Source organism: Mucilaginibacter sp. UYCu711, assembly GCF_050433825.1.
GTDB lineage: Bacteria > Bacteroidota > Bacteroidia > Sphingobacteriales > Sphingobacteriaceae > Mucilaginibacter.
Window position 1 is genome coordinate 370,526 of record NZ_JBNPWM010000005.1, and the last position, 16,097, is coordinate 386,622.

Annotated in this window: 19 protein-coding genes; all 19 read right to left on the reverse strand. The window is 44.4% G+C overall.

Annotation, left to right across the window (positions count from 1 at the left end):
• Position 1: 1 nt before the first annotated feature.
• The 19 genes from ABIB50_RS13260 to ABIB50_RS13350 all read right to left on the reverse strand — a co-directional run bounded on the left by ABIB50_RS13260 (position 2) and on the right by ABIB50_RS13350 (position 15,978).
• On the reverse strand, positions 2–397 hold the full coding sequence (locus ABIB50_RS13260) for a TlpA family protein disulfide reductase (protein ID WP_429380206.1): 396 nt from the start codon (positions 395–397) through the stop codon (positions 2–4).
• A gap of 204 nt (positions 398–601) precedes the next feature.
• Positions 602–2,782 carry a TonB-dependent receptor gene (locus tag ABIB50_RS13265; protein ID WP_429380207.1) on the reverse strand — a complete coding sequence of 727 codons (2,181 nt, stop codon included), beginning with the start codon at positions 2,780–2,782 and terminating at the stop codon, positions 602–604.
• A 60-nt stretch (positions 2,783–2,842) separates the two neighbouring features.
• A complete protein-coding gene (locus ABIB50_RS13270; RefSeq protein WP_429380208.1) occupies positions 2,843–3,154 on the reverse strand; it encodes a DUF6660 family protein in 312 nt (103 codons plus the stop codon).
• A 61-nt stretch (positions 3,155–3,215) separates the two neighbouring features.
• Positions 3,216–3,488 carry a hypothetical protein gene (locus ABIB50_RS13275; protein WP_429380209.1) on the reverse strand — a complete coding sequence of 91 codons (273 nt, stop codon included), beginning with the start codon at positions 3,486–3,488 and terminating at the stop codon, positions 3,216–3,218.
• A gap of 2 nt (positions 3,489–3,490) precedes the next feature.
• Positions 3,491–4,084, reverse strand: a complete 594-nt coding sequence (locus ABIB50_RS13280) for a sigma-70 family RNA polymerase sigma factor (RefSeq protein ID WP_429380210.1) — start codon at positions 4,082–4,084, stop codon at positions 3,491–3,493.
• A gap of 83 nt (positions 4,085–4,167) precedes the next feature.
• Positions 4,168–4,938 (reverse strand): DUF547 domain-containing protein, encoded by a 771-nt coding sequence (locus tag ABIB50_RS13285; protein ID WP_429380211.1) that lies wholly within the window; start codon positions 4,936–4,938, stop codon positions 4,168–4,170.
• Between the two features lie 122 nt (positions 4,939–5,060).
• Positions 5,061–6,257, reverse strand: a complete 1,197-nt coding sequence (locus ABIB50_RS13290) for a hypothetical protein (protein ID WP_429380212.1) — start codon at positions 6,255–6,257, stop codon at positions 5,061–5,063.
• 4 nt (positions 6,258–6,261) lie between these two features.
• Entirely contained in the window at positions 6,262–7,266 is a 1,005-nt protein-coding gene (traM, locus tag ABIB50_RS13295) for a conjugative transposon protein TraM (RefSeq protein ID WP_429380213.1), read from the reverse strand.
• A 2-nt stretch (positions 7,267–7,268) separates the two neighbouring features.
• The gene (locus ABIB50_RS13300; protein WP_429380214.1) at positions 7,269–7,469 is read right to left on the reverse strand and encodes a hypothetical protein; all 201 of its coding nucleotides are present in this window, start codon (positions 7,467–7,469) and stop codon (positions 7,269–7,271) included.
• Complete coding sequence (gene traK / locus ABIB50_RS13305; RefSeq protein WP_429380215.1) at positions 7,466–8,077, reverse strand: conjugative transposon protein TraK; 612 nt, start codon at positions 8,075–8,077, stop codon at positions 7,466–7,468. Before traK ends, ABIB50_RS13300 begins: the two co-directional genes overlap by 4 nt.
• Positions 8,078–8,083: 6 nt before the next feature.
• Positions 8,084–9,277 carry a conjugative transposon protein TraJ gene (gene traJ / locus ABIB50_RS13310; RefSeq protein ID WP_429380216.1) on the reverse strand — a complete coding sequence of 398 codons (1,194 nt, stop codon included), beginning with the start codon at positions 9,275–9,277 and terminating at the stop codon, positions 8,084–8,086.
• Positions 9,278–9,282: 5 nt separating this feature from the next.
• Positions 9,283–9,906, reverse strand: coding sequence for a TerB family tellurite resistance protein (locus tag ABIB50_RS13315; RefSeq protein WP_429380217.1), 624 nt, complete (start codon positions 9,904–9,906; stop codon positions 9,283–9,285).
• Positions 9,893–11,134: a hypothetical protein gene (locus ABIB50_RS13320; protein WP_429380218.1), complete on the reverse strand. Its 1,242-nt coding sequence runs from the start codon at positions 11,132–11,134 to the stop codon at positions 9,893–9,895. Before ABIB50_RS13320 ends, ABIB50_RS13315 begins: the two co-directional genes overlap by 14 nt.
• Positions 11,131–11,421: a hypothetical protein gene (locus ABIB50_RS13325; protein ID WP_429380219.1), complete on the reverse strand. Its 291-nt coding sequence runs from the start codon at positions 11,419–11,421 to the stop codon at positions 11,131–11,133. The genes ABIB50_RS13320 and ABIB50_RS13325 overlap by 4 nt, the downstream gene beginning before the upstream one ends.
• Positions 11,418–13,847, reverse strand: coding sequence for a TraG family conjugative transposon ATPase (locus ABIB50_RS13330; protein ID WP_429380220.1), 2,430 nt, complete (start codon positions 13,845–13,847; stop codon positions 11,418–11,420). The genes ABIB50_RS13325 and ABIB50_RS13330 overlap by 4 nt, the downstream gene beginning before the upstream one ends.
• Complete coding sequence (locus ABIB50_RS13335; protein WP_429380221.1) at positions 13,834–14,142, reverse strand: DUF4133 domain-containing protein; 309 nt, start codon at positions 14,140–14,142, stop codon at positions 13,834–13,836. Before ABIB50_RS13335 ends, ABIB50_RS13330 begins: the two co-directional genes overlap by 14 nt.
• A 52-nt stretch (positions 14,143–14,194) precedes the next feature.
• On the reverse strand, positions 14,195–14,488 hold the full coding sequence (locus tag ABIB50_RS13340) for a DUF4134 domain-containing protein (RefSeq protein ID WP_429380222.1): 294 nt from the start codon (positions 14,486–14,488) through the stop codon (positions 14,195–14,197).
• The gene (locus ABIB50_RS13345) at positions 14,485–14,985 is read right to left on the reverse strand and encodes a hypothetical protein (RefSeq protein ID WP_429380223.1); all 501 of its coding nucleotides are present in this window, start codon (positions 14,983–14,985) and stop codon (positions 14,485–14,487) included. Before ABIB50_RS13345 ends, ABIB50_RS13340 begins: the two co-directional genes overlap by 4 nt.
• 147 nt (positions 14,986–15,132) lie before the next feature.
• Entirely contained in the window at positions 15,133–15,978 is an 846-nt protein-coding gene (locus tag ABIB50_RS13350; RefSeq protein WP_429380224.1) for an RteC domain-containing protein, read from the reverse strand.
• Between the last annotated feature and the right edge of the window lie 119 nt (positions 15,979–16,097).

Below are 16,097 nucleotides of genomic sequence, written 5' to 3' on the forward strand. Positions count from 1 at the left end.
ATTATCCTTTTGCAAGGGCTGCCATGTACACCTTTTTAATTTCATCATCGCTTTTTGAAAGACTAACTTCTGAAATTAACTTTTTTGATTTGGCATCAATAAAGTACAAAGTGCCGGTGCCGGTGTTCTTCTTGGCGAATGAAGCAATACCGGCCTTTTCAAGCATTGGTAAAGATGCGGCTTTGGTCTTGTCGTCTGAAAGATCATTCATTACGATCTGCACATCTTTGTTCTGCATAGCCATCGGCATAATGTCTTTTTCAAAACGCGGGCCGTTCGCCTGGCATACCGGGCACCAGGAAGCTTTGTTCACTAAGGCAATAACTTTTGCCTGCTGCGCAAATCCGGAAACAGCAATACCCATAAATAAGAATGTTCCAACTAATAACTTTTTCATTGTAAATTGATTTAAATAATTATTTGATTAATTACCTAAGTAGTTGCACCCATTTCGAAAACCTGACAAAGTATTTTTATTTTTTTATAGTTATCATGCGCGCCAAACAGAACGGATACCAACCCTTCCGCAGTATTATAAGCAATGGTAAAGATACTTAGCCCTAAAGCGAACTGATATTGTTGCCGGGTTTAACTTTCCATTTTAGAGCTTGAATTTAATGCCGCCATTCACCACAAAACCATCCAAAGGCGCATATATGTCCTTAAACACGGGATCGGTGATACTGCCGGTGTAGATCGGGCCGAACTTGGTTTGTCGTGTATTCGTTAGGTTCTCAAAGTTAACGAACAGCGAAAATCGTTCCCATATTTTCTCGGCCATCAGTCCTGCTGTCCAATAACCTCTGCCGGTGGTACCGTCGTTCAGTTGCTGCGGGCTGTAATAATAACCTTCCAGGCCGATCTTGAGTTTGTTTTCCACTTCGTAAACCAATACATTATTTAACCGGTGTCTTGACACCAGCGGATAAGTGGATATAGTATTACCGGTATGTTGCGTAACATCTGCTAAGGTATAACCCAAGAACAATTTAAAGTTATTATAAGTGATCTTCACATTGGTTTCCATGCCTTTGGTGTTGAGGTCGCCCCCTGGTTGCAGGTATTGCAGGTTGCCATTACTTAACGATGTTAAAAGGATGGGATTATCTATACGGGTATAAAAGAAAAGCTGGTTGATACTAAAAGTTACCATGTTGTCGAACAAACCCGTTTTGTAAGTAATGTCATAGTTAGCTCCGTAGGAGCGCTCGGCTTTAGTGTTGGGCACATCTATCGGCAATACATTTCTGAACCCGATCCGTTCCGCATCTTCGGTAAACACGGTAGGTGCTTTATAACCCCATCCGCCTCCTAAACGGGTGGTGAAATGGGAATTGATCTTATATAAACCTGATATTCTCGGCAATACAAAAAATCCATAGGCATTATGATAATCCCCGCGAAGCCCTGACTCCAGCGTGAACTTTTCCGTTGCGTTCCAGGTATTTTGTACAAAAGCACCAATAGTACTGTAGTTATAGCTTCGTAAGGGGAAACTGCTGTTATGGTCTTCGTTAAAGTTTTCGGTCAGGTAGTTCAGCCCCGCGACCCAATCTGTTTTATCGCTATTATAAGCATAATTCGCTTCGCTATAAGAGGAAACCTGTACACCTGAAAAACGGTAAGCAGGCAGGCTGATGCTTCGGTCAAAATAGCTGACACTATTTTTAACGGTTAGTTTCTCTTTGTCGCCCAACTTGTGGTCAAATTCCAGTTGCGAACTATAACGGCCTGTCTTATTTTCCTCGAAGTAGGAATGCTGGGTATTACCGTTCCCTTCCAGGTATTGCATATCACCACCGATGCGGTTTTCTATGGTGGAGTTGATACCTGCTATTAGCGTGTTTTTATCATTCAGGTAAAAGAACAATTTGGGATTAAGCGTATAGCGGTTAAACCTGGGAACAGCCGACAGGCCAATATTTGATGGATCATAAGCCGTTCCATGATTATAACCAACATAAGTGGTGATACCGATCTTGCCGAACTTCTGCGAATAGAACGCGCTGGCATCCAACCCCAAAGCGGATGTTCCATTCAACAAAAAATCAAGATGCCGTACATCAGTTGGCGTTTTTGATACCAGATTTACCAAGCCAGCGATGGCCCCACCGCCGTAAAGCGTGGATGAGGAGCCTTTGATCACTTCCACTTGTTTCAGGTCAAGCGGGGCAATTTGTAATAACCCTAAACCTCCTGAAAAGCCGGAGTATAAAGGAAAACCGTCGCGGATGATCTGCGTGTACTTACCATCCAGTCCCTGTATCCTGATACTGGAATTACCGCTGGTAGCCGATGTTTGTTGTGTCTGGATGCCGGTGCTTTCGGCCAGCATCATGCGGATATCGCCGGGCTTCATGTTGCCCTTTTCGTCCAGCTCGTCGCCGGAGATCACTTCTACGCGGGTAGGAATATTGGCAATCGTACGGCTGCTTCGGGTTGCGCCGATCACCACTTCGGATAGTTCATCACCATCGCCTTTTCCGGCTGATTGAAGCAGTATGGTCAGAGTTTCGGCTAATGGAAAACTTAAGGTATCCGTTTTTGTCTCATAGCCAACGTAGCTGAAACGGATGATCTGTTGACCATCAGGTATATTGGTCAGTCTAACCAAACCGCTGGTATCGGAGGCAGCGCCTTTTGCAGTACCTTGTAAAACGACGGTCGCGCCGATCAGTGTTTCCTTTGTTTTGGCATCCTTGATAAATGCTTTGAAAGTATTTTGGCTATAAGCCGCAACAGTATATAGGAGTGCTATTAAAAGCACGGTCGATTTTTTCATAAATGAATAAGTGTAAAGTTAATACAATTGAACAGAGGCAGGCGGCCCCGTATAAGCGTATTAACTTAATTGCGGCGGCTGCCAGATGGCAAGCGAAACTGCGGGAATACATGGCTGCTGGTAGGCTGTACTATGTTTAAAAGGTACTTCTGCCGCTTGTGCTAAAGCAATGGCTAAAGGTTTGGTTACAATAAAGCCAACACAACTGCCGCAGGTAAAAAATGGTGAACATCCGGAACACTCTTTTTTATGGGGCCGGTTACCCGCTTGTTCTTTTCGGAGCGCTGCATCATTACAATCATTATCCGCGCAGCATGGCTTGATCGAAAGTAATACCACGTAAAAAGATAATATCAGGCAGATGATTTTCACGTACAAAGCTATTTAATTCCTATTGGCTTTAAAAGACCAATGTTTGTCGTCCTTAGAAAGTTTAGTTTTTTGGTAAATTCAAAAGAATACGGTCCCTGAGTTCTTTGTTCTCAACTTCAGGCATAGCGTTCGGCAACATATCATCGAAATGGTGATGCAACAAATTGTCGATCAGCAGGCTCTGCTTCTGGTAAGCTGTACAGCCATCGCACATAGAAGTATGCATCCGCAACCGGAATTTTTCTTTTTTTGAAAGGCCGACAAGAGATTGTTTTTCCATGAGTTCGGTAGCCTTTTTACAGGACAACATGAGCCAGTTCATTAATTTCATCATGATTATGCTTTAAACCAGTTTATTTCAAGGCATTTTCTTAACTGTAATTTAGCCCTGTGTAATATCTGCCAGAAATTAGTGGGCGCAATATCCAATTCCTGACAAATGATCTCGCCTTTTTTTTGTTCGATATATTTTAAGTTGACGGCGGAACGCCAGTTATCGGGTAATTTTTCGAGGCAAGAAGTTAAAACCATATTAAATTCCCTATTATCCAGAAGGTAGCCTTCGTCTGCATTCCAGTTCATTGGTTTTTCTTTGTCTTTCCAGCGGTCATTGTCATCAAACAATTGGTGGAAAATATTCAAGTCCTTTGTGGCTGTATCGTGATTCTGGTTAAAGTTAATTTGCAGGTATTTTTTCCGGTAGTGTGCATTGATTTTGTTATTCAATATGGCTAATAACCAGGTCTTAGGGCTGCTATCCCCCCTGAATTTTTCGAATTGCTGATGTGCGGTTAAAAAGGTTTCCTGTACCAGATCTTCCGCTGTTTCTTTGTTTGATGTTTTGAATAATGCCCAGCTATACAAATTATTAGTGTACAATTCGACCCAGGATTCAAAAACTTTAGCCGCTAAAACGAGATTGACATTCATAAGGAACTGTAGTTAATGCGACTCACAAAACAAAAGTATCTATTTAACGTCAATTAGTATCACCACATTTGTAGTCTGGCGTTTTAAGTTTTATAATTATTCAAATATAATTCCCAATTATACTTTTTAAAATGAATGGCAGGGTTGCTGTCCTGCGGGATGATCGCATTATTCTTTAAGATTTTCAGCATGTTCTTCTTTCCACCGAAATCACGCCTGAACCAGCCCATAAATGCGGGTACATGCACCACGTTCCCGACGCTGTCATAACTACATTCTCCCTGTAAATAGCTTTTAACCGCCATAGTTAATTGCCTGTCGATATCTTCAGGTTCGTAAAAGGCAATGGGCGGGCAGCTTTTGGCTCCGCAATTTAAGGCAAAATGTATCCTGTAATCTAATTTTTCAACCCTGAATTTCTTTTCGAAGCCCGAAGGAAATAGTTTAACCAAATAGCCCTCGCTCCATTTGATCTTAGAATGGCGAAGTATGCCATGTTCGATATCGTCTAAACTTAACCAGTTCCCGGCGACATTGATTTGCTGAGACGAAAAAAATGAATTGCGGGATTTATACCTACCCGGATCTTTCCGGAGAATCACCTGTGTAAAGCCATTATATAGGTTCAGCCAAAATGCCAGGCGCTTATCATCGGTGTTCAATTCCATTGCTAATACGGCTTCATCAGCATTTTTAAGGGTATCTATGTAACCAGCTGTGGTGTCTTGCGTTCTGGCGGCGTATAAAAAATCCTGAGATATTTTGATGTAATTGACGCTCGGGGCCTGCTTTGAGCCAAACACATGGGTAACAGAAAACCCGGTAAATAAAAAAAGCAGTAGGGATAAACGCATATCCTAAGATACGCAATTTGCCGCGCGCAAGTTTGAATTGGAAAAACAGAATATAATTGCTTGGAAATAGGCTTTTAAAAAAAGCCCCCTAAACACTCGCTGTAGGGGACTCTTATGATGGGTTAAACCTTATGCTTAACTCCCTTGGACTTTTTTTTTGAAGTCTCCTGGGTTTGCTCGGTTTTTTGCGCTTGCTTGGCTTCCGGCTTTTTATAATGCTCCAATTGCTGCGCTTCACCTTTCCAATTGGTTAGGTTCACCCGGTGTTCGGCCGGATTGGCTTCAATAAATAGCTTCACTTCTTTGCCGTCTTTCATGGCAGTTACTTGGTGCTTATTGCCTTTTTCAAGCGATTTCATGAGTTTTTCGCGGGCGCCCTCATCATTGATGCCGACAATATCCATTTTGTCAATGGCTTTTTCGGGTTTGTAGTTCCAGCCGTCGGTAAAAGGACGTAATTTGAAATTGCCGTTCTCGGTTTTGTTTTCTTTATCCAGGACGATCCAGGCATTATATTTTTCGCCTTCGAGGTTTTCTAATTGTTTGTGTACGGCACGGCCATCCATGAGGTTATAAGCCTCCTTGGCGGTGATGCCCTGGCCTTTGTTTAAATAGAACGTTTGTTTGGTGTCGTTCAGGCTGGCATCGTACTTATTGAAGAAGTACATTTCATCTTTATCACCGGCCTTGTAATGCAGGGTATAATCGACGTTCTGTTTGTTGTACTCTTGTGTGGTGTTCAGTGTGAACTCCTTTTCTTTGCTTTTGATCTTTTCTTCCAGTTGATCGTTTAACTTGTCGCCGAAGCCGGTGTTCAACAATTGTTTGTGCAGGTAACTTAAATTTTCTGTGTTCATGGTATTATTGTTTAATGTTTCAAAATAAGATGACATGGTTTGCCGGGTCATCGGCCAGTATAAGGTGAGGTCGGGTTCTTCGCGGGCCCATTCGGTCCGCAGGACTTTCAGGGCTTCAGTTTTAGAAATGTCTTTATCGAGCAGCATATCGGCGGCTTTGCCGTCGAGGTTATAGAGGGTGGCCTGGTATTGTTCCAGTTGGTACTGACCGCTTTCCTGATCGCGGTGGAACTCGAACCAGCCGGTGAACTGTAGGTCATTGATCGTTTCACGGTACCCGGCAGAGATCACGGCGTATTCGGCATTAAGGATACTTTGGCGGAGGGCATCTACCAACGCTGGTTCTGAAAAGCCCAGGTCAGCTAATTCGCGTTTCAGTTCGAAGAAATTCATGGCTTTTTCCATATCGTAATCATCAAAATAATCGGTTTCCCGTGGGTCGATGTTCAGTTCGTCTTCCATGATTTTATTTATTGATCTTTAAAAGCACGGGGTATTCGTCTTTCAATTTGACTTTGATCTTCTTTACTTTTTTACTGAACAGTCCCTTTGCGGCGTTGACACCACCGGCGGCGGCTTGTGCGCCGATGGATTGATCCATTGTCATGAATTGCATGCTTTGCAGCGCGTCATCGGCACCGCCGCCTGCTGCTCCGGCCAGTTCAGCTTCGGGTGCGGGTATGCCGGGCATTCCGTCCTGGCTGAACACCGTAAGATTAACTGGGATAATTTGATTGTCTAACCTGATATTCTGAATAGTCAATAACAGTCGCTGGTTGGTGACCTGGCAGATGCCGAACAATTGCTGACCTTTTTGCAGCAACTGGTTTTTTAGGGTTACGGTATCGGTTAATTTAAGTTTGACCGCAGCGCCGTCGGCTACTTTTTGTTTACCATCGATCATCGCTGGTATGGCGCGGAATGGTGTAGCGACCTCGTTCTTTACGGTTTTCTTAACCGAAGCTGGATTTTGGATCTCTTGTATTTTATCCAGCATTTGATTCAGCTGCTTCATTTCGGGATCGGGCTCGCTGCTGTTCATGCGTTTCATCATCTTGCGCAACTGCTTTACGTTCTGAGGCTCAGGTTCATCATAACTCGCTTGCGGTGTTTGTTGCGGTTGATTAATTTGTTTATTCAACTGCGCCAGCTTAGTCTGGATACGCTGCGCCTGGTCATCGGCGGTCACGACCGAATCGGTGGACTTGGTTTTATCCATCCCCATAGACTTCAAAAAACCGGGGCTGATACCGTCGTGCACGGAATCGCGGACGGCCTGCTGGTAAACGGCCATTTTATTGCTATTACTATTTTTCTTGAACTGTGCCTCCGGCAGACTGGCGTCAAGACCTTGCGTATTAGTTACTTGTTCGCGGTTGTTTTTACCGCCGCCTAAGGCCCAAAAAGCCATGGTTATAAATGGGATCACCAGTAGTGGTAATACCAGTAGGAATTTGCGTTGCTTGTCCATAATCATTGTTTTTTTAGTGTATCTGTTAATTTTCCTGAAGCCCTGCCGATGTTGGTCGGAACTGTGGTCTTTGTGCTGATGTCCGTCTGCTGCCACTTAATACTGGCCACCAGTAATGCGGCGAATAGCAGGCAAAAGGCTAATAAGGCCCAGCGTTGATTGGCTGCTGCCAGGTTGTTGAACCATTGGGTTATTTTTTTCATGGCAGGATCGTATCACGGTTAGCAATGGTTTCCCAGCGTTCGATCAAAAAGCCATGCGGGTTATTATCTGAGCGGCTGACGTTGCGCAGGTAGCCTTGGGTCACCAATAACTTATTGATGGTCGAGGTAGAACGGATCAGTTTTTCAGTGGCGAAGCATTTGAAATAGTATGGGTAACTATTTAAATTGAGCGTAATGCTGTCCACACTGATTTGCTGGCTGATATTGCCGGAGATGAGGTTATTATAATAACTTTTCTCTTTAAGGTCGTTATACTGATTACGCGCGCTGCCGTCGGCTAAATACAAAGCTTTTGAAATATTGGCTTCGATGACCTTTTCATCGGGGTCAAGTGTAAAGAAGTCGTAATGAAACATCTTGATATGGTCACGGGCTTCAACCGGGATATTTTCACGCCGGTCAGCGGCCACAGCTTCCAATACTTTGCCATTAGCCAGAACATATACACGGCCATCGGCTTTTTGGTAAGCAACAAATGAAAAATAAATGGCTGCGACGGAGATGAAGGCGCTGGTCAAGATGACCAGCGCGACGATCTTTTTATTTTGCTGGAAAGCGGTTTCGATATTTTTAAGATGAGTGAACATAGTGCTTTATTTTTTAGGGTTTCCGTTTAGTTTTTCTTCCTGATGGCCGTTCGAGCCGGCACTGCGGTAACCGTCAGCAATATGACCTGGTGCCTGAACGATGTTTTTCGCACCATCGGCCATGCGTTCGGCAGTGGCTGATGCACCTGAACTGGCCGAGCTCAGGCTGATGGAGGTTAGATTGGTGACTTTATTGAGCAAGCCGTTACCGCCGCCGGGATTGATAATATAGCCTGCTACCGCAGGTACGGTGAAGTAACCAACGATGCCAATCAATAAAAAAATGAGATAAGCCGTATCGGTTGAACTGAAGAAAGTATCACCCGCATTATTGACCTGCGAAATGTCCAGTTTGAGCATGTTTTCCTGCACTTTACCGATGATAGCGCCGAAGATATTGGCGATTGGCAGCCATAGAAAGACATTCAGGTATTTGGCCAGCCAGGTGGTCAGCGTATGCTGAAAGCCGTCGAATACCGACAAACCGAAAACAAGCGGGCCCAGTATAGCTAATACCACTAGGTAAAAAGTGCGGATGGTGTTGATACATAAAGCCGCCGCTTCATAAACCACCTGTAACACTTCGGACATCCATTGCTTGACGCTGTTGCGAAATTTATAGCCGGCTTTATCCATCGCGAACCTTACATCATTTCCCACGCCGGAAAAAATGCCCTCCTTATCGCCTTTGGGATCGTCGGGATGGGTGTATTTGTACCATTTATCGCGGTCGCCCTCGCCATCATCACCGACATACATCTGCCAGGTATCGGTTTTTTCAATAGCGGCTTGCTTCTGTTTTAACAGCTGCGCTATCGCCGCATCGGAATTTTGCACCATATTGGCGGTGGCGGTAACCGTTGGGTTCATAATGCCATTGATCACCGCGATCACGGTGGGAAATAACAGGATAGCCATGCCTAAAGCGAATGGGCGCAATAGTGGGTAGAAGTCCACCGGTTCCGCTGCGGCGATCTGCCGCCAGACACGGGCAGCGATAAACCAAAGCGCACCGAAACCGGCGATGCCGCGGCCAACACCGATGAGTTGGCTGCACATGGGCAGCATATCTTTATATACGCCGTCCAGCACGCTTTGCAGGCCGTGGATGTCGTTCGAGAGGTCGCCAGCCCGGGCGAATTGGGGCAGAGCTATCGCGGTAACTGCGGCCAGCGCAGTTATAATTATTTTGTTTTTCATAGGTTTTAGTTTAAGCCGTAGAGTTGTTTAAGTGCTTTGGTATCGTGCAAATCCTTGCTTCGCTGGAGGCTGAGCATGGTGCCCTGTCTATTAAAAAATCTTAGGAATTGAAGCTGATCAGAACTACTATTATAAATGCGGTCTATAGCCCGAAGCCGGTCATCATCCGACATGCGGAGTTTTCCGCCGGTCATGATATTGCCGAGTTCATCCAGATTTTGGCCGCTTTGTTTAATGAGTTGGTTATAGACATTATTAAAGTAATTCAGTTCATTAACGCTGAAGGTGCCGCTCTGTCGGAACCGGCTCAGGTTCTTTTTGTACTCGCTGACGATGCTGCTTTGCTGCCCGATGATCTCCGCGACCCGGCCATAATTCTGCACCGAGGGGCTGACCGCCATCAAACCGGTCAAATACGCATTATGTAAATTGAAATTGCCTTTCGACAAATTCGAAATGGTACTATAGCCTTGCTGGTAGATTTGGTAACCTTGTTTCAGATCGGACAGGATACTCTTGAACTGAGTCAGCTTTTCGATGTTCAACATGAGTTGCTGCAGTTCGTCGCTTTGCGCCTGAACTTTGATACTGACTAATAAGATTACAGCAATTATTTTAATGGTTTTCATACAAACTTTTTAAAGTGTTTACATCAATTTGTTCCTGTTGTCTTTGCAGATTTATATTTTTGACATCATTGCTAAACTTGGCTGCAAAACGATAGTTACTTTGCATATTCGCATGAATCCGCGCAATCTGTCGTAATCGTTCCTCATCGCTCATTTCAACCTTGTTATCCGTCAGGACCGTTTGCAGATCAGTTAACTGCGCATCGCAATCCGTCAGCAGAGCTTCGCATACCTTTTTGTTGTAAGTTGTTTTTTCAATGGTGTTTAACCGAAGCAGGATATCATGTTGCCAACGCAGGATATCATTGACCTGCGGATTGTTTTTGACCGGCACACTGACAGTTTTTAAGTGATTATAGTAAGTTGTATGCAAGCCAAATTCTGATTTGGCCGAGTTGCCGATAGCACTTAAACCGCCTTTGGCGATGCCATAGCCTGTTTTTAAAAAACCGCTATAAATTTGCAAAGCGGCAATTTGCTGCAAGAGATATTTCTTTTGCGTTTTCTTTTGGCTGAACCACTCCGCGAAAGTTTGCGCCTGGGCGCAATTGGCGGAAAGCAACAGAACGATGATGATTTTAATGGATGCCATATAATTTTTGATGGTTTGTACTTCGTTTAGCCCGTTACTACGGTTGAGGCTTAATAAGATATTTTGATTGTTGTATTGCTTCAGGTCACCGTAATTCTCATCCAGCCGGTTCCCGGCCTGGTTGATCATTTCCAGCCGTTGCTGATCGGTCATTTGGGTGCGGCCGGGATTGATGACCAGCATGATCTGGTCAAGGTTTTTGGCACTGGCATCTAAAATGCCTAAGTAAACCCGTTGCATTTGGTCGATCTCTTCAGCCCGGAAATGCTTATCTGACTTGAATAAGTTCCAAACCCTTTGGTATTCACTAACCATGTGAACTTGTTTAAGGGTCAGGTCTTTGATTCGCTGGTAATAGGTGATGGTTGATTTGACCTGGCTTAATTCCTTATAATAGTCGTCATAAAGCGTCTTTTGTTTATCCGACCAGTTGGAGATCTCGTTAAGCCTGAATTTGGACAATTCATTCTCGATGGTTTTCTGCGCATTTTGCAGCCAGATGGTTTGGTTCTGCATGCGCTGCACCTTGAGATCAATGGCCTTGATCACTTTCTTGACTACAGCAGTCACAATTTGGTATTGGGCCTGGCTATTGGTTGCTACTAATAGCAGTATAATAACAATTAGCTTTTTCATGGCAGTTTAGTATAAATAGTGTTACCGATCTGAATTTCTTCGCCGACAATCATCGGCGGCGCATCAGGGCTATGTAGCGTCCATTGACGTGTTTTATACGCTTTAGGTAATAACTGCCCATTGCGTATTTTCTGAAACCCCGTATGATTGATGACGACTGTATCACGGATGATGAGCGTGTCATCTACCACAGAGTATTGCCCATTAGTATGGTTGACATAGATGCCATCATTATTCTTGATGTTACAGGCTGAGAGTAGCAGCGCGATATAAAGGAACTTTTTCATGCGGCTTGTTTTTCTTCGAGCACGATCATCGCGATAGCCTTCCGGATATCGCCGTACTTTTGGGTGTATTGTTGAACTTTTGCTTTTTCAGCTGATTCGGTGGTATAGGTCCAATATTCTTCGCGGCTCACCTCTGTGCGGTAGACCCGCGATAGCTGGCCGTTGAGCGATATGAATACTTCTTTGTATTTGTACCGTTCATCATTCGCCCGGTTCATGCTCATGATGAGTGCGGTTTCCTTATCGGTTATACCGAGTAGTTGCTGAATTTTTGGAAAGTCGTTTTGGTACTTGCGCTGGTCTAATAGGATTTTACAGTCGCTGTTGTTGATAATGGCTTGCTTTACAACTGGTGAAGAAATAATGTCTTCAATATCCTGTGTTACTACGATAGCTTCGCCGAAGTATTTACGAACCGTTTTGAATAAGTACTTAATATATTCGGCCATGCCTTCACGGGCGATGGCTTTCCAGGCTTCTTCGATCAGGATCATCTTTCTTACATCTTTGGGCAGCTTGCGCATTTTACTCACGAAAGTCTCCATGATAATGAGGGTGACGACCGGGAATAGGATGGGGTGATCTTTGATATTATCCAGTTCAAAAACAATAAGGCGGCGCTGCAACAGATCCAAATTTTCGGTGGCGTTCAGCAAATAATCATATTCGCCACCTTTGTAATAGGGCCGCAAAACAAAGATGAGGTTGTCTATATCGAAATTCGCATCTTTTACTTTAGAGGCCTTCATAGTTTCATAAAATGGACCTTTCAAAAATTCATAGAAGCTGTCAAAGCTGGCAAACTCCGGCTCGGCTTCATAATAATGAAACAGCGCATCTGAAATGGCGATGTATTCACTTCGTTGTACGCCTTCATCTTCTTTTTTCCAGAGTGCGAGGATCATTGCTTTGATGCTTTCGCGTTTTTCAGTATCCAGTGTATCGCCTTTACCTACATAAAAGGGATTAAAACTGATAGGGCTGTCTTCACTATAGGTGAAGTAATAGCCACCAACGAATTCGCAAAGCCCCTGGTAACTATGGCCGACATCGACTAAAACGATGTGCGCATCCTGCTCATAATAGCTGCGGAGCAGGTGGTTAGTAAAAAAGGATTTACCGCTGCCGGATGGGCCTAAGATGAATTTATTACGGTTAGTGGTGGTACCGGTTTTCATCGGTTCATCACTTAAATCCACATGCAGCGGTTTGCCCGATATGCGGTCGCCCAGGCGAATGCCGCAAGGCGATAAAGAACTGCGGTAATTGGTTTCGAGATTAAAAAAGCAGGCTGCTTGTTCCGCGAACGTATCGAAGGTGTCGTTCATCGGGAAGTTACCACTATTGCCGGGCAAGCCGGCCCACCAGATCTGCGGTGCGCCATCCGTTTCCTGTTTGGGTATAGCATCCAACTGTGCAAGTGCGGAACTGACTTTGTTTTTGATGTCCTTGGGTTCGCCCCAAGCCAGGATGTTAAAGTGTGCCTTAACCGGAAGCCTTTGCTGGCTGATCGCTTCGTGCAGGAACTCCTGGGTAGCATCACGGCCAATTGCGTTTTCGCGGGAGTATGCCGAGAGCGATTGCAGACGCAGCTTCTTGGCTTCCAGTTTCTTTAAGGTCTTGGCACTATCTTCTATGAATAAATATTGGTTATAAATATGATTACAGTCGAGTAGCGCGCCGATGGGACTGGCAAAGCCGGTACTGAATTTGGTTTTGTCGGTGCTATACTGGTCGTAAGTGATACGAGGGCCAACTAATGCTGGCAGGTGCTCGGCTTCGGCCAACGTAAATAACTGGCAACGGTTATCGCCGATGCGTAATTCATCGCGCAGATGAATGTCTTTGAGTATGGGTTCATCGTTGCATCCTAATAAGAAGCAATATTGTTCCAAAATACCAGGCGTTGTTAATGTGCCGGTTAATTGGTCATCGTTGAGGCGACGTAGTTTTAAAAGGCCACTATCTTCTAACACGCGTTTGAATTGCCCGGCGCTATCTATGAAATCGCTGAACGCTTCGCTGGAAGCAGTGGGCGTAATATGTTTGCGCATCAGACTACTCGCCGCGCTGTTCACTGCTTTGAAGTTTTCGGGGCGTTTGGTCAGCATCACCAAACAATGGTGCGCTAAATAGGGCCGTTCATTAAAAAAGCGTTCGCTGGCTTGCCCTAAAAAGGTTTGGTCGACAAAGGTTGCTTTGTAATTGTCTTCGACGAACCAATCCTGTTTATGAAAGATGCTGTTCTTTGGCAGCAGCTTGATCGCTTTTACCCAGGTCTGGTGAAAGGCCATATACTCGTCGTTCGACAAAGTGAACAACTCGGGCAGCGTCACCGCGAATGCGATGGTCAGGTCACCCTGTGCGGATAGCATCGCGTTATTTTCTACCCGGTAGATCGGGAATATGTCTTCAGCATTTTTCATAGAATAGCTTTCTTGATTTGAATTTTAAATAGGTCGGCAGGTAACGGCGGGCATTGCGTTTCATAAGGCCGTGTTCACCATATTTATGGCTTAAGCCAAATACTTTATAAAATAATAAACTTCCTAAACCGGCAATGATGGTGATACAGAAATATACGGCCATACCAACTAAATAGAGGATAGCGAATAGGATTAATAGGCCAACTAATCCACCGCCTAAATAGCCAATGTATTGTGCTTTCAACCCTTTAAATTCTATTGGCTTATTAATGCCTTTGTTAATTATATAACTCATAGTATTTTCATTTATTTAAGCCCTCCCTTCCGGGGAGGGTTTGGGTGGGGCTTCATACGCCAAAAAATGATTTAAGTACGGTAGCCACCACTACCAAAAAAATGCAGGAGCCGAACCAACTGGAGGCGACTTTGCCTGTATCATGTTCGCCATCATTCCATTTTTTATAAACCTTGATAGCACCGACTAACCCTATGATAGCCCCAATGGCATACATTAAATTGGTTCCTGTCGCGAAATAACTTTTAACTTGATTGGTAGCTTCATTGATGCCGGCATTGCCGTCCTGAGCCATCGTTACCGTTGCTATCAATAGCAGGGAGATGATTGCGGTTATCTTTTTCATGATGTAAAAGTTAAAGGCCATTCCGCAGCCTGTATCGTAAATGGAAGTTTGGTGGCCGCGAAAGTTTTTAACGAACTGATAATAGCAGGCAGACTAATCTCATCAGCGTATACATCGTATTTGTCAATAAGTAATTTGAGCAGCGAAAGAAACTCGGATTTGTTATCGGTTTCGGCAAAGGCAGCAACCAATGTTTCCGCTTCCGCCAGCAAGTCATTGGCGGGCCCTTTAGGCAGCGTTTGATCGCTGATATCGTCGGGTTGGGAATTACTGAAAATCAGTTCATCTGGATCAAACAGCCCCGTATCAGTTTCCGGTTTTGCTTCACCCATTACGACCTTGGCAACTGCAGGAACTATAGTCTGTACCGGTGGTGCAATTTTAAGCTTTGCGAAAATTTCAGCGCGATAATAGCGCAGACCGACGTAGCCATACCAGAGTAAGGAGAGTAGGAGGAGGGCAGTGCTATATTGCTGCCAGGAGATCGCGTTTAACATATCCTTTTGTTTTAACCCGCCGACACCATGCCGCCGGGCAAAACAAAAGTGGTGAGTGCCTGATTTTTTCTTTCACAACACTTCCGCAGGTGGTGTGATTTTCCCTGAATGAAGGACTGTTATGGCTGTTTATAGACTGCAATACATTTACAGGCCTAACTTGTCTTCAATTAAGCGGATCAGTCCGTCTTTCAGTTTATTCAAGAAGAGTGGGGTGACTTTTTTACGTTTGCTGATATCCAATAATTTGTGATAGGATTCTTTGATCTCCATTTGAAAAACAAATTCAAAAATGCCGACGAGCTCACTTACATCGACATTGCCGTTATTGACCGAACCGGAGGCTTTTAAGGAATAGATCAATTCAATTGCGTCAGTAGGGCTGGCGGTCCAACTTGGGTGAGTGAAAGGAAAAACTTTATGGCCATTTAAGTTAGCCAAATCCTCGTTGCCAATTTTGGCCAGCTCCAGGTTCAGATAATCCTGGAATTTTTCGTTCGCAATAAGCTTCGATAATTTATAATCGTGACTCGTGGAGAATTGTTCATCTTCTTCAAAGTCTTCCAGCTCGATATGGACATCGAAGCCTCCGCGAGTAAAATAAAGTTCATCCAGTTGCTTCATACCTGAGCGGTAATAGGCATAAAATGCGCGGTTGTGGTCAAAAAAAGTTTTGAGTTCGGAAAGGTGCATGCGGATATAGTCCCGCTGAATATCTTCGCCGCCGCTGGGCTTTTGCATAGCGAAATTATACAGGCTGATAAAATAAATGTATCTGCTGTAGAATTTGGGTTTGACCTCCTTGAAGAAGTGGACCTCTTCGGCCACAGTATCAAAAGCGTAGCTGGCGACGTAGTTTTTGAGTTTCGTCATTGCTTTTTTGGAGACCAGGACAGAAGCTTTGAATTGGCCGGGCAGGGGTTGGTTGTTGAGCGATATCTCAGTTAATTGATTTTCTAAAGCGCTTAGGAAGCGCTCGGTAAATGTTTTCATAGATTCAGGTAGGTGTTGTATTAGTTAATACTTATACGCGGGACAGACCTGAACTGTATAAGTGGCACTGGTATGCCAGGGACAGAACAAGCCAGCCCGCGTATCAGCAGGCATAGCAT